The organism is Aeromonas lusitana, assembly GCF_002812985.1.
Lineage (GTDB): Bacteria > Pseudomonadota > Gammaproteobacteria > Enterobacterales > Aeromonadaceae > Aeromonas > Aeromonas lusitana.
The window spans coordinates 104,261-117,202 of record NZ_PGCP01000014.1 but is presented as its reverse complement, the minus strand read 5'-3'; the positions used below and the strand labels follow the sequence as shown (position 1 = coordinate 117,202).

11 protein-coding genes and 1 riboswitch are annotated in these 12,942 nt (G+C 62.0%); of the genes, 7 read left to right on the top strand and 4 right to left on the bottom strand.

Annotated features, from left to right (window positions below):
* Positions 1–31: 31 nt before the first annotated feature.
* Complete coding sequence (locus tag CUC44_RS10330; protein ID WP_100859878.1) at positions 32–823, bottom strand: alpha/beta fold hydrolase; 792 nt, start codon at positions 821–823, stop codon at positions 32–34.
* 108 nt (positions 824–931) lie between these two features.
* On the opposite strand from CUC44_RS10330, the gene CUC44_RS10325 reads away from it, so the two are divergent.
* Genes CUC44_RS10325 through CUC44_RS10315 form a run of 3 tightly spaced genes read left to right on the top strand, consistent with a single transcriptional unit; the run spans position 932 to position 2,255 of the window.
* Complete coding sequence (locus CUC44_RS10325) at positions 932–1,309, top strand: MmcQ/YjbR family DNA-binding protein (protein WP_100859877.1); 378 nt, start codon at positions 932–934, stop codon at positions 1,307–1,309.
* Between the two features lie 8 nt (positions 1,310–1,317).
* Positions 1,318–1,863: a GNAT family N-acetyltransferase gene (locus tag CUC44_RS10320; protein ID WP_425266308.1), complete on the top strand. Its 546-nt coding sequence runs from the start codon at positions 1,318–1,320 to the stop codon at positions 1,861–1,863.
* Positions 1,864–1,919: 56 nt separating this feature from the next.
* A complete protein-coding gene (locus tag CUC44_RS10315; protein WP_100859875.1) occupies positions 1,920–2,255 on the top strand; it encodes a DUF3802 family protein in 336 nt (111 codons plus the stop codon).
* Between the two features lie 355 nt (positions 2,256–2,610).
* Here CUC44_RS10315 and msrA read toward each other — a convergent pair whose 3' ends face one another.
* Positions 2,611–3,243: a peptide-methionine (S)-S-oxide reductase MsrA gene (gene msrA, locus CUC44_RS10310; RefSeq protein WP_100859874.1), complete on the bottom strand. Its 633-nt coding sequence runs from the start codon at positions 3,241–3,243 to the stop codon at positions 2,611–2,613.
* A 247-nt stretch (positions 3,244–3,490) separates the two neighbouring features.
* On the opposite strand from msrA, the gene argA reads away from it, so the two are divergent.
* Together argA and lysC are read left to right on the top strand one after the other, a co-directional pair.
* Complete coding sequence (argA, locus tag CUC44_RS10305; RefSeq protein ID WP_100859873.1) at positions 3,491–4,819, top strand: amino-acid N-acetyltransferase; 1,329 nt, start codon at positions 3,491–3,493, stop codon at positions 4,817–4,819.
* Between the two features lie 133 nt (positions 4,820–4,952).
* A riboswitch (Lysine riboswitch) is annotated at positions 4,953–5,177 on the top strand.
* A gap of 87 nt (positions 5,178–5,264) precedes the next feature.
* The gene (gene lysC / locus CUC44_RS10300; protein ID WP_100859872.1) at positions 5,265–6,617 is read left to right on the top strand and encodes a lysine-sensitive aspartokinase 3; all 1,353 of its coding nucleotides are present in this window, start codon (positions 5,265–5,267) and stop codon (positions 6,615–6,617) included.
* An 83-nt stretch (positions 6,618–6,700) separates the two neighbouring features.
* On the opposite strand, the gene CUC44_RS10295 is transcribed toward lysC, so the two are convergent.
* Positions 6,701–7,810, bottom strand: a complete 1,110-nt coding sequence (locus CUC44_RS10295; protein ID WP_100859871.1) for a protein kinase family protein — start codon at positions 7,808–7,810, stop codon at positions 6,701–6,703.
* Positions 7,811–8,064: 254 nt separating this feature from the next.
* Here CUC44_RS10295 and CUC44_RS10290 point away from each other — a divergent pair, with 254 nt between their 5' ends.
* Positions 8,065–10,341 carry an LTA synthase family protein gene (locus CUC44_RS10290; protein ID WP_100859870.1) on the top strand — a complete coding sequence of 759 codons (2,277 nt, stop codon included), beginning with the start codon at positions 8,065–8,067 and terminating at the stop codon, positions 10,339–10,341.
* A 105-nt stretch (positions 10,342–10,446) separates the two neighbouring features.
* On the opposite strand, the gene CUC44_RS10285 is transcribed toward CUC44_RS10290, so the two are convergent.
* Positions 10,447–11,454, bottom strand: coding sequence for a S66 family peptidase (locus CUC44_RS10285; protein WP_100859869.1), 1,008 nt, complete (start codon positions 11,452–11,454; stop codon positions 10,447–10,449).
* A 277-nt stretch (positions 11,455–11,731) separates the two neighbouring features.
* On the opposite strand from CUC44_RS10285, the gene CUC44_RS10280 reads away from it, so the two are divergent.
* The gene (locus CUC44_RS10280; RefSeq protein ID WP_100859868.1) at positions 11,732–12,574 is read left to right on the top strand and encodes a patatin-like phospholipase family protein; all 843 of its coding nucleotides are present in this window, start codon (positions 11,732–11,734) and stop codon (positions 12,572–12,574) included.
* Positions 12,575–12,942 lie beyond the last annotated feature (368 nt).

The window sequence follows — 12,942 nt, the reverse complement described above, 5'->3', positions numbered from 1 at the left end:
GCGTTGCTTGAGATAGGGGCTGAGCAAAGGCTTAAGCGCAAACACATGCTTGTGTGGAAAGAAACGCCAACGACTGCCGATTAAAGTGCTCCGGCTGCTCCACGTTGCAGACATGGCCGCAGTTTTCGATGATGGCGAGCTGGCTGTAGGGATCGCAGGCGACCTGCTCGCGTACCGGGGCGATAAACATATGATCCTCCTCCCCCATCAGATAGAGGGTCGGGATCGGCAGGGCCCGCTCCTTGAAGTAGCGCATCAGGGGGTTGACCTCGGTGGCGAGGCGGAACCAGCGTTTGAACTCCTTCTGGCACAGCTTTCTGGCCTCGCGCACGAACAGGTTGCGGGACTCCTGATGGTGCTGGCGCGGCATGATGATGAAGGCGAACAGCCGGTAGAGCCACATGTAGGGCAGGATGTGCTGGCCGACCCGGCCGAGCTGCACCAGCGTCTGTGAGCGGATATCGAGGCGCAGTATGGCGCCGCCGAGCACCATGCTCTTGACCCGCTCCGGGCAGAGCTCCGCCAGGTGGCGGATGAGGATGGTGCCCAAGGAGATGCCGACGAAGTGGGCGCGGGGGATGCTCAGGTGATCGAGCAGGCGCAGTATGTCCTCGGTCACGGCCTTGAAGCTGTAGTGCCCCTTGACCACCTGCTGCAACTGGTTGGACTGGCCGTGGCCGCGCAAGTCCAGCAGCAGCACGTTGAAGTGCTCCCGATAGGCGCGCAACTGCTTGAACCAGATGGAGGAGCTGCCGCCAGCGCCGTGCACGAACACCACCCAATCCCGCTCGGGGCTCAGCTCAAAGGTCTTGTGGTACAACATCTTATGGGCTCCCGGGGAGTTGGGGGATATACTCGGCTGGCATATTAACAGATGGGGCCCTCCGCTGAATATGCTGCCACTTATCATCGGACCAGCATGGAGTCCTGTATGAGCCTTGTATCGTTACGTGAATTCCTGCTAAGCCAGCCCGGCGCCACCGAAGATACGCCGTTCGGCCCCGAGATCCTGGTCTATCGCATCGCCGGCAAGATGTTCGCCCTGGTGGACTGGCAGGCCGAGCCCCTTACCATCAACCTCAAATGCGAGCCTGAACTCGCGCTCTTGCTGCGGGAGATCCACCCCGAGGTCAAACCCGGCTGGCACATGAACAAGCAGCACTGGAACACGGTCACCTTGAGCGAGAGTCTCGATGCCGAGCTGTGGCAAGGCTGGATAGTACACTCCTATGAGCGGGTGGTGGCGGGTCTGCCCAAGGCCAAGCGCCCCCAGGCCTCTTCCCACGCTTCTTCTCCCATCAAACCATGAGCCCCTCCATGCCTGACGCATCTCAATCCCAGAACCCAGTCACCTATCAAGTCGTTCCCCTGGACGAGGGCCATATTCCTGCCCTGCTCGCCCTGTTCGAGCAGTCGGTGCGCCAAGCAGGCCCCGAGCACTACAGCCCAGAGCAAGTCGAGCGGTGGGCCCAGGGGGCTCGCCATCCGGGACTCGTTACTCAATTGCGAGAGCACCATGGCTGGGTGATTGAACAGGCGCCTGAACAAGCGGGTACGCAGATGGCGGAGCAAGGTACCAAGCCAATCACGCCGCTCGGCTTTGTGACCTTAAGCCAGGACGGTCACCTGAGCCTGCTCTATGTGAGCGCAGATCATCAGCGCCAGGGCCTCGGCAGCCGTTTGCTCGAGACCGCCATGCAGGCCGCTCGGCGCCTTGGGCTGCGCCTGCTCACCACGGAGGCGAGCACCTTCAGCCTGGGGCTGTTTCTGCGTCACGGCTTTGAGCAGACCGGATTGGAAACTGTCGAGCGCGGTGGGGTCAGTTTTATCCGCCATCGCCTGCACTGCCGCTTGCCAAGCTAGGGCCAGCCACTAAAATACCCCCCATTTCCGCATATCAATGAGTGAAGGCAGCCATCATGGTGGTAGAGAGCGAAGGGTATAACGCGCTGGTAGAGTATCTGGTCGAGAGTCTTGGGCTGTTCGAGAGTCAGCAGCAGGGCACGGGCACCCAGACCATCGAGGATCTGGTGAGCAACCGGGTGGCCGACAACCTGATGGCCATCTGCGAGCAGAACCCCCAGCTCGATGCCAAGGTGCGCTTCATGATCATGCAGGAAGCCGACGCCGTGGTGGCTGACCTGGAAGAGGTGCTCTCCGCGGTCTGGCTGCGCGCCCCCACCCCGGCCCAGCAAGCCTTCCTCGATGAATTTATCGATCTCATCAAGAACCTGTTCGACAGCACCATAGGCTGAGTCCGCTGACGCCGCGCTGTGAGCGCCGCGACTCCCCATCCCTGTTCCCGCCGCACATGCTGTCAAACATGGCCTGACCGATCGTCATCCATGAAAAGGGCCGCCTCATCGGGCAGCCCTGCTTGCTATCATTTTCAATTCATCGCGCTTTTCTAAGTTAAATGAATATCGAGGCAAGAAAAATGTGTCTGGTCTTGGCTACCATCCATGGTAGCTACCGGATTAGTCAGCTCTAGTTCAGTAAAGTTCCCTGCCATGACAGTTTTTTTGCGATATTTTTGCAATCTTCTTTCAGGCTTCTCTCAAGCCAATTAAAAAGGGGCCATACAGACCCCTTTTCTTGTATCTCCAGCGCTTAGCGGTTCAGGCTCGGCGGCAGGCAGACCCCGATCCCCCCGAGACCACAGTAGCCTTCCGGGTTCTTCTTCAGATATTGCTGATGATAATCCTCGGCGTAGTAGAAAGGCGCCAGAGGCAGGATCCGGGTGGTGATGGTGCGGGCATCACCGCTCGCCCTCATGGCCTGTTGGAAGGCGGCCAGACTCTGCTGGGCGATGGCTTCCTGACTGTCGTCGTCAAAGAAGATCACCGAGCGGTACTGGGTGCCAACGTCGCCGCCCTGGCGCATGCCCTGGGCCGGATCGTGCTGCTCCCAGAACAGCTTGAGCAGATCGCCGTAGCTGATGACCTTGGGATCAAACACCACCTGCACCGTCTCCGCATGACCGGTCAGACCGCTGCACACTTCTTTGTAGGTGGGGTTGGGGGTCAGCCCGCCCTGATAACCGGCGGCGGTGGAGTAGACGCCCGGCTGTTGCCAGAACAGGCGCTCCACGCCCCAGAAACAGCCCATGCCAAACCAGGCAAGCTCCAGCCCCTCGGGCCAGGGACCCTGGGTCGGGTGGCCATTCACTGCGTGCTGCTGGCCAATTTCCAGCGCTTCCCGTCGACCCGGCAGCGCCTCTGCCGGTGAAATAATCTGCTCCATATGGCCTGTCCCTGTATAAAACGCGCGGATCGCCGCGACTGACGAAAAGGAATATCGAAGATAACAGGTTATGGCCCCGGATCAACTGAGCCGGGCCCGTGCAAGGTCCCGCCCCTGCCCTGCCCTCTGCACTCGCCCCTGCGAGCGCCGGGAGAAAATAACACCACGAATCAATATTTAGTCTTGATTTGTGAATTTATTTTCATATATTGAGCAAATTGCTGTTTTTTTATGGAAGAAATCCCCCGTGCGTGAACGCGAACCCAGTCTGGTCTATGCCTTTCGGCAGTCTACCCCCTATGTCAACGTGCACAGAGGCGCCACCTTCGTGCTGATGATGGGGGGCGAAGCCCTCTGCCACCCCAACTTTGCCAACATAGTCACCGACATCGCCTTGCTGCAGACCTTGGGGATCAGGCTGGTGCTGGTGTTCGGCTCGCGCCCGCAAAACGACCAGGCACTGGCCCGGGCCGGCATAGAGGCGCAATACCACAGGCGCATCCGGGTCACCGACGATCAGAGCTTCGATCTTATCAAGCAGGTGTGCGGCGGTCTGCAATACGACATCACGGCCCAGCTCTCCATGGGGCTCGCCAACACCCCCATGCAGGGGGCGCGCATCAGCGTGGTGAGCGGCAACTTCGTCACCGCCCAGCCCCTTGGGGTGGAAGATGGCGTCGACTACTGCCACAGCGGCCGGGTGCGCCGCATCGACGTGGAGGGGATCCGTCGCCAGTTGGATCAACAAGGCCTGGTGCTCATCTCCCCCATCGGCTGCTCGGTCACAGGCGAGAGCTTCAACCTGAGCTCGGAAGAGGTGGCACGGCGGGTGGCGGTGGACTTGAAAGCCGACAAGCTCATCTGCTTTAGCAGCACTCAGGGGGTGATGGACCGCCACGGCGAGGCCATCTCCGAGCTCTTCCCCGAGCAGGCGGAAGAACTGCTGGTGGAACTTGAGCAGGCCGGGGAAGAGATGTCCGGTACCGCCCGTTACCTGCGCGCGGCCATCGCATCGTGCCGCGGCGGCGTACCCCGCTCCCACCTGGTGAGCTACCAGGATGACGGCGCCATGCTGCAAGAGCTGTTCAGCCGCGACGGTCTGGGTACCCAGATAGTGCGGGAAAGCGCCGAGCGGGCGCGGGCCGCCGCCATCGAGGATATCGGCGGCATTCTGGATCTCATCCGCCCGCTAGAGGAAGAAGGCATACTGGTGCGCCGCTCCCGCGAGCAGCTGGAGATGGAGATCGACAAGTTCACCATCATAGAGCGCGACGGCCTCATCATCGGCTGCGCCGCCCTCTACTGCTTCATGGAGGAGGCCATGGCCGAGATGGCCTGCGTCGCCATCCACCCCGAGTACCGTAACTCCAACCGCGGCGATCAGCTGATCGCCAAGGTGGCCGAGCGGGCCAAGCGGCTCGGCATCGAGCGGCTGTTCGTGCTCACCACTCGCTCCATTCACTGGTTCAGGGAGCGGGGTTTCGAGCCGCTGGAGGTCGAGGATCTGCCGGTCGAGCGGCAGCGGCTCTACAACTGGCAGCGCAGATCCAAGGTGCTGTCCAAGACTATCTTGTAACTGTTTGTACAAGACCTTAACGTAACTTATTGATCTTGTGCCTGGATATTGTCGATTCTTAACTTTTTTACAAACTCGATTGACAGTGCAATCCAGCGCAGGGTATTTCTACATGCACGCCACCTGCCAAGGTGGCACCAGAAGAGGAGCGCTGCCCAGGCAGCCCAAGGGAGGACACCAGAGTCCGATGAACTTGGGTCAGGGGGAGCAGCGCCGAGACGAGGCAGGTAACTGGATACCGCCGCGTCGGCTGCGGGGGCTGAATCCCCCGAGTTGTCATCGGTAGTGTGCATCCCACACCGCATTCAGAGCGGGTTTGGTGTGGGATGGGCGCTGCGGGTGGAGTGCTTCTGGCCGGGATCCTTCGCTATTCCTGCCATTTTTCAGCCTCCTCCTCTCTTTTGCCTGATGAAACTGGATTTTCACCTTAAGACTGGAGTATGCAATGAGCCCGATCAACGTCGCCAAGTTTGGCGGAACCAGTGTCGCCGATGCCGCGGCCATGAACCATTGTGCCGATGTGGTGCTGGCCAATCCGGCGACCCGGGTGGTGGTGCTGAGCGCCAGCGCCGGCGTCACCAACCTGTTGGTGAGCCTGGCCCAGGGCGAGCTTGACGAGGCGGCGCAGGATGCCCAGCTGACCCGGTTGGCCGAAATCCAGCAGGCCATCCTGAGTGCCCTCGGGGAGCCAGGCGACGTGAGCGCCCTCATCCATGCCCAGCTCGCCGAGATCCGCACCCTGGCCCGCCAGGCGCAGTTGCATACAGATGCGGAGCTCGCCGACAAACTCATCGCCTGCGGCGAGCTGATGTCTACTCGCCTCTTCACCGAACTCCTGCACCAGCGCGGCGTCAAGGCCCAGTGGCAGGATGTGCGCCAGCTGATGCGCACAGACAGCCGCTTTGGCAAGGCCAGCGTGGATCTTGTCGCCACCCGGGCCCAGTGCCAGGCACACATCGCCCCCCTGCTCGGGGATACCCTCATCATCACCCAGGGCTTCATCGGTGCTGACAGCGATGGCCGCACCACCACCCTGGGGCGCGGCGGCTCAGACTACAGCGCGGCCCTGCTGGCCGAGGCGCTGGACGCAGGCACCATAGAGATCTGGACCGATGTGCCCGGCATCTACACCACGGATCCGCGCTTGGTCACCCGGGCCCGCCCCATTCCCGAAATCAGCTTCGTGGAGGCGGCCGAGATGGCCACCTTCGGCGCCAAGGTGCTGCACCCGGCCACCCTGCAACCCGCCCTGCGCCAGGACATCCCTGTGTTTGTCGGCTCCGCCAAGGATCCGGCCGCCGGCGGCACCTGGATCCGCGCCAGCACCCGTACCAATCCACTGTTTAGGGCCGTGGCCCTGCGCCGCCAGCAGGTACTGGTGACCCTGCACAGCCTCAACATGTTCCACGCCTACGGCTTCTTGGCCGAGGTGTTCGGCATATTGGCCCGCCACCGCATCTCGGTAGATCTCATCACCACCTCTGAGGTGAGCGTGTCGCTCACCCTGGATCACACCGGCAGCCAGAGCAATGGCGAACCCATCCTAGGCGACAAGGTACTGGCGGAGCTCGGCCAGCTGTGCAAGGTGGAAGTGGAGACAGATTTTGCACTGGTGGCCCTCATCGGCAACCACATGAGTGAGGCGGTCGGGGTCGGCAGCCAGGTGTTCGATGCTATTCGCGAGCACAACATCCGCATGATCTGCTACGGTGCCAGTGCCCACAACCTCTGCTTCCTGGTGAAAGAGAGCGAGGCGGGCCACATCGTCAATCGCCTCCACCAGGAGCTGCTCGACTGAGCCGTGCTCGCCACGCAACATCGATAACCGACATGAAAAAGAGGGGCCTAGGCCCCTCTTTTTTTGATCCCAAATTTGCCTGACTAGACGGTGGCGTGACCCGCCGAGGCGACCCGGGTCGATGACGGCAACTGGTAGGCCAGGATCTGATCGCGCAGACCGGCGAGCCTTTGCAGGAGCCCCCGCTGGCCGAGCCCGGCCTCGTCGGCGCTCAGGTTGTCCGCCAGCGCCGGGAAGTGGTCGCTCACCGCCCTCTCCAGCCAGTCGAGGCGGCGCAGGGTGAGCGGGCCGCAGCTCTTGCCGCTGAGATCGTCCAATATATCGAGCCGATGGCTACGATACATGTCGCGCCACCAGTTGGCGACCAGGGCCTCCTCGCTTGCGAGCGCCGCACTCCACTCCCCCACCAGCCCCTGCAGCCGGGCCAGCACGGCGGCACTGGCCCCCTCTCGCACCAGATATTGCAGCTCTGACTTCGCCCAGGCCAGGCAGAGCTCGCGCCAGTGGCGAAACAGCGGCAGGGGATCCGCCTCATCCAGCCAGAGGCCGGAGAGGGTCCGGGTCTCCAGCCGCTCCGGCACATGGAATTCGGGGTCAGACAGGCCGTTGGAGTTGAACTCATGGCGGGGATCGAAGGGCCACATGTAACCAAAATCGAACACCGAGATCTGCTGGCCATCGTCGAGCAGATTGCCCGGGCTGGGATCCCAGTCAAACCAGCCCCAGCGGGCCAGCTCCGCCTCCACCGCCAGCATCTGCGCCAGATTGCGGGCATTGAGCTCACTGACCGGGGTACCGCGCAGCCAGGGGGAGACCAGCACGCCGGCTCGGGCCGAGCCGAAGCTGGTGCAGACCACGTGAGGCAATATGGTGGGGTGCAGCTCGCGCAGGGCTTCGATTTCACGGCGCCGCTCCAGCTCGGTGAGAAAGGCGGTTTTGCCGTCCACATTGGCTACCAGTGAATCCTGGCGGCGACGCTTCAGGCACCAGTGATGATCCTCCACCTTGAGGTGAAACACCTCGGCGGTGAGGCCATGGCTGTAAACCTTGAGCACGTCCGGGTGATCCCCGGTCAGCCTCAGCAGTTGCGCAAGCGGCAAGGGACAGTCTCGCTCGCGGCCTATCCGGATCTCCTCTTTGTTCTCCAGCGCCTGGAGCAACCTCGCCTGCCGTGCTGCAACTTTGGGATTCATACATGTACCTCCGACCGTTATTGAGAGACTAAGCAGCAAGAAAGGTGCAGGCCAGTATCAAAGTGCCATGATGCCGTTTTCATCACAGAATCAATCCGTTCACTGGATCGGGATCACAATTTGCACGTCATCGCCTTCACACAATATTCATCCGGCAGTCATTAAATTGACATCAAGGAACAAGCCCATCACCATCGGGTCAAAATAGATGCAGTCGCTCGCCGCGACCTTACCCGCTCCAAGGATGAGCCCCTATGAATGCCCCTGTTTCAGACCACAGCACCCCCAAGGCGTTCCGCCTGACCTCCCTGCTGCTGGCTCTGTTGATCGCGCTGCTGCTGCTGACCCTGGCCCTGCCCCTGCTCAACCCCGCCAGTTGGCTCGGCCGCGCCGAGCCGCTGATCCTGGGGCCCGCCGATCAGCCGCTCGCCACCCTCAACCGTCACTCCCTGCTCTACAAGAGCGATCCCCGCGGCCTCTATCTGGTGGTGCGCAGTCAATGGCAGCTGCTCAAGCCGTTGCAGGCGGGGGACAAGGTGCGGGTGGAGCTGCTCAACGACAAGGGCGAGCGCATCGATCAGTTGAGCCAGGCGGTGGAGAAGCGCCAGAAGTGCCGCAAGGAGCGCTGTACCCTGGATCTCAACAGCACACTCAGGGCGCCGGATGATGCCCTGGATAGCCGCTACCAGCTGCGCATCGGCATACTGCTCAAGGATAGACCCGAGAGCGGGGAGTACAGCCAGATCCTGCAAACCCTGCCGGAGCGCGGCTTCAATCTCGGTTATCTGATGACCAGCCTGCTGCTGGTGCTGCTGGTGAGCGCCGCCGCGCTGCGGGTGCTGATGCCGCGCCTGCGCCTGAGTTACCGCTCGCGGGTACTGGGCAGCCTGCTACTCGGCAACCTCACCTTCGTGCTGCTGCACGGCTTCGTGGTGTTCAAGCTCGGGGAGTTTCTGCTCTGGTCAGGATTTCGGCCAGAGCACTACTATCTCGCCTGGGGCAGCATGGTGCTGGGTTGGAGCCTGTGCGCCCTGGCGGGGTTCAACCTCTACATGGGGCTGGTGTTCACCGCGCTCTCCGGTATAGGGCTGCTCGCCAACTTCATGAAGATAGCCATCTATGGGGTGCCCCTTGGGGGCGACGATCTCGGCAACCTGATGGCGCTGGCGCATATCCTGCTCGATCAGCACCCGGTCTTGCCGGTGCTGGGGGGCCTGCTACTGCTGTTCCTGTGCTGGCGCTTCGCCCTGTCGCGCTGGGTACTGCGCACGGCAGCCGCCACCGCCGCCTTCTTCGCCCTGTGCGTGTTTGCCACCCAGACCGGCAACAAGCTGCTCGGCGCCAACGTGCGCTACGTGGACAGGGCGGTGAACTACCACAGAGACATCATCCGCGCCGGTCCCGGCCTCTACCTGTTCAACCTGGTGGATGAGATGCTGCAAAGCGGCAACATCTTCCGCTATCCCTTGCAGATCAACGAGCGCACCCCTGAGCTTGGCCATCGAGAGTCCCTCCCCCCTTCGGTTGCCCAATCCCCTCGTTTCGATCTGGTGATAGTGCTGCAATACGAGTCCCTCTGGCTCGACTGGCAGGGCAAGATCTGCGCCCCCGCCCCCACCCTGATCCTGCCCGCCGGGGTGCAACAGTGGCAAAAAACCATCCACTCCCCCACCACGGGGGGCATGACGGTGCTGGCGGAGTTCGAGATGAACACAGGCCTGCCGGTGGGCCTACTCAAACAGGGAGTTGTGCCCTATTACTACCTCTCGGATCAGGTGCCCGGGCTCGCCCGCACCGCCCGGCAACATGGCTACCAGACGCTGTTCGCCCATCCCTATGTGGAGAAGTTCTGGGGCCGCGCCAAGGCCATACCGGCACTCGGCTATGACGAGCGCTGGTTCGATACCCGCTTCACCAGCCTGGAGCACAAGGGGCTCTATATCTCGGACGATGCGCTGATCGATCACCTGCTCAAGCGCAGCGATCAAGACAGCCAGCCGCTCTTTGCCTACGCGGTCACCATGCAGGGCCACGGCCCCTTCGACGGGGATCGCTACCAGGCCCAGCAGCGAGACGGGGCCTGCCCGGATCAGAGCGCCGCGGACAAGCAGCTGCTCAACACCTACTACACGGGGGTGGTGGATGCCATGGCGTCCCTGGAGCGGCTGCTCAAGACCCTCGATGCGTCCGGCAAACGCTACCTGGTGGTGGCCTTTGGCGATCATCAACCGTTCTTGATGTCGGCGGGCAAGGGCATTCACGGCGCCAAGCCGGCCCGCGATGCTCCGTACCAGATCCCCATGATGGCCTTCACCCGCAGTGATGGCGGGATCGAGCTCGAGCGCCAGTTCGCAGCGGTGCGCCAGCTCTATCAGATGGGACAGGCCACCCGCCAGTTGCTGGCCGGGGATCTCGCCCCGATCCCGGAGGTGGCCCTGCTCCATCCCGTGCTGGGTGAAGAGAAGGGCTTCGATCCCTCCCCCCTGGTACCCCAGATCCGGGCGAGCTTCAGGGCCGATGCCCTGCCTTGAAGACAGTGAAACCATAACAGTGACGAGAGGCTCATCCTCTCGTCATCACCTGAAAAAGGCCGCAATTGCGGCCTCTTTTTATTCCCCCTTATCTCCTAGCCCCGGCTAACGCAGCCAGGACTCCAGCAGGGTCAGGTGCTGGCCATCGAGATCCAGCTCGGCCTGGATGCCGAGTGGCAGGGTCAGCATGGGGTGAGTGTGGGCGCAGTCGTATTCCGCCAGGATAGGGAAGCCGGGTTCCCCCACCACCTCCAGCAGGATATCCAGTGGCCGCTTGCCGCTGCCCTGGGCATTGAACAGCTCGTGCTTACCGAGGATGAGACCACCGATGCGCTCGAACACACCGCACAGCTTGAGGTGGGCAAAGGATCGCTCAAGGGTTTCGGCGGACAGCAGGCTGTCTTCCAGCAGCAGAATGTCCCCTGCCTCGATGGGCGGCATATAGGGGGAGCCCCAGATCCCATACAGGGTGTTGAGGTTGCCGCCGATAAGCCGCCCCCGTACCTTGCCCGATCCCACCGAGATCAACCGGTTGGGCTGGCACTGCTTGGCCCGGGTTTGGTGTTCCCAATCGAGGCGCTCCTCACTCCAGTGGGTTGGCGTTGGCAAGACATGAGGTGCCTTGGCCCCGGCCAGACAAATCTGCTTAAAACTCGCCAGCGTCTCGTCCACCAGGGGCGGCAACTCGCCAAACGAGGCCACCAGCGCCGGGCCATAGAAGGTGACCAGGCCCGTCTTGGCATGGATGCCGAGCAGCAGGGCCGTCACGTCCGAATAGCCGATGAGGATCTTGGGATCCCGTTGCAGCGCCTCGTAATCGAGATAGGGCAGCAGGGAGTTGGAATTGTTGCCGCCGATCACCGACATGATGGCGCGCACTTGCGGATCGCGAATGAGGGCATTGAGCTCCTCGGCCCGCGCGGCGATGGAGCCGGATCGCCAGTGATCCTGGGCGCCGGTCAGGCTGCCGGCCTTGAGTTTGAAACCGCGGTCCTCCAGATACGCCTTGGCGCGCTCGAACCGGTTTGGCGCCCAGGCGGTAGCCGCGCTGGAGGGGGAGAAAAAACCTATGGTGTCACCGGGTTTCAACCCGGCGGGCTTGAGCAATGCCATGAGATACCTGCTTTAGGATAAGGGAGCGCGGCGGCGCGGCGACATCAGGGCCCGGTGACGGATAGACCCATTAGGTTCCATTCTAAGCCATGGCAGACTCGCCTCACAAGCCGTTTCAGGCCCGATTTTTGTTTAAAAAAACCAAACAACTGATTTGATATTGTCAGATATTCTAAACAAAAAACGCGACCTAGAATGGCGCCACATCGTCGGTCAGCCCCGCTGGCGACCGGTTTCCCGGCACCGCCATTGCCGCCCCCCTGATGAGGCCAACCTCATGATCAAGAATCCCTCTCCCAACGCACTGGTCGTCGAAGGCGGCGCCATGCGCGGCATATTTGCCAGCGGTGTGCTGGATGCCTTCATCGAGCATGACTATCGTCCCTTCGACTTTGCCATCGGCGTGTCGGCCGGTGCCACCAACTTGCTGGCCTATCTCGCCAGCCAGCACGGGCGCAGCCACGACATCATGACCAAGCTGGCCCGCTCGCCGCGCTTCATGGATCCGCTGCGCTTCGCCAAGGGAGGCAATCTGGTGGATATTCACTGGCTCTGGCGCACCAGCTGTCGCCAGTATCCCCTCGATCTTCACACCCTCAGGGCCAGCGCCATTCCCTTCTATGCGGTGGTCACCAATACCCTGACCGGCGGGGCACAGTACATCAGGGTCAAGCCGGAGAACATGCACGAGGTGCTGCCCGCCAGCTGTGCCATTCCCCTCGTCTCGCGCGATTACCCCCAGGTGGCCGGCATCCCGATGACGGATGGCGGGGTGGCCGATTCCATCCCGGTGATCGAGGCCTACCGACGCGGGGCTCGCCAGATCACTGTGATCCTCTCCGAGCCACTGGGTTATCGGCTCAAACCCATGCCCTTCCCCTGGATGATCCGCACCCTGCTCAAGGCCCGCCCCGCCCTGGCCAAGGCACTGGCCCGGCGGGATCGCCGCTACAACGAGGCCCTCGATTTCATCGCCAATCCGCCGGATGACTGCCAGATAGCGGTGATCGCCCCGGCGGACTATTTCCCGGTCTCCCGCTTCACCCGCAACCTCAGCAAGCTGGAGGTGGGCTATCTGATGGGCAAGTGCGCGGGTTATCAGGTGGTCAGGCTCAATTGATCCGGCCGATGACAAGGCGCGCGAGTTTTCAGGCAATGAGATGGCCTCGATAAAGTCCTGTTACATCACGGCTGCGCGTGTTTGACGAGCAGGCTCCGCTGGCAGCCGACGGGTTGGATCCTGCCCGTCTTCACCAATCCGTGACCGCATGGACAAGCTGCATAACCAGTCCCCCTTACTAGCCGATCGGCCTCAAACATCAAGTGACAAAGTTGTCAGTTGCAACCTGTTTTGCCTTTCCCTAGGGTGAGTCTGTCTCGGCACAAGGCCGGAGACAAACCCACTTAGTCACGAGGAGAGCAGCATGATGCAGCAGGACACCCGACTACCTCACCCCGCCCTCTCAATGCAGGGACCTTCCCCCGCAA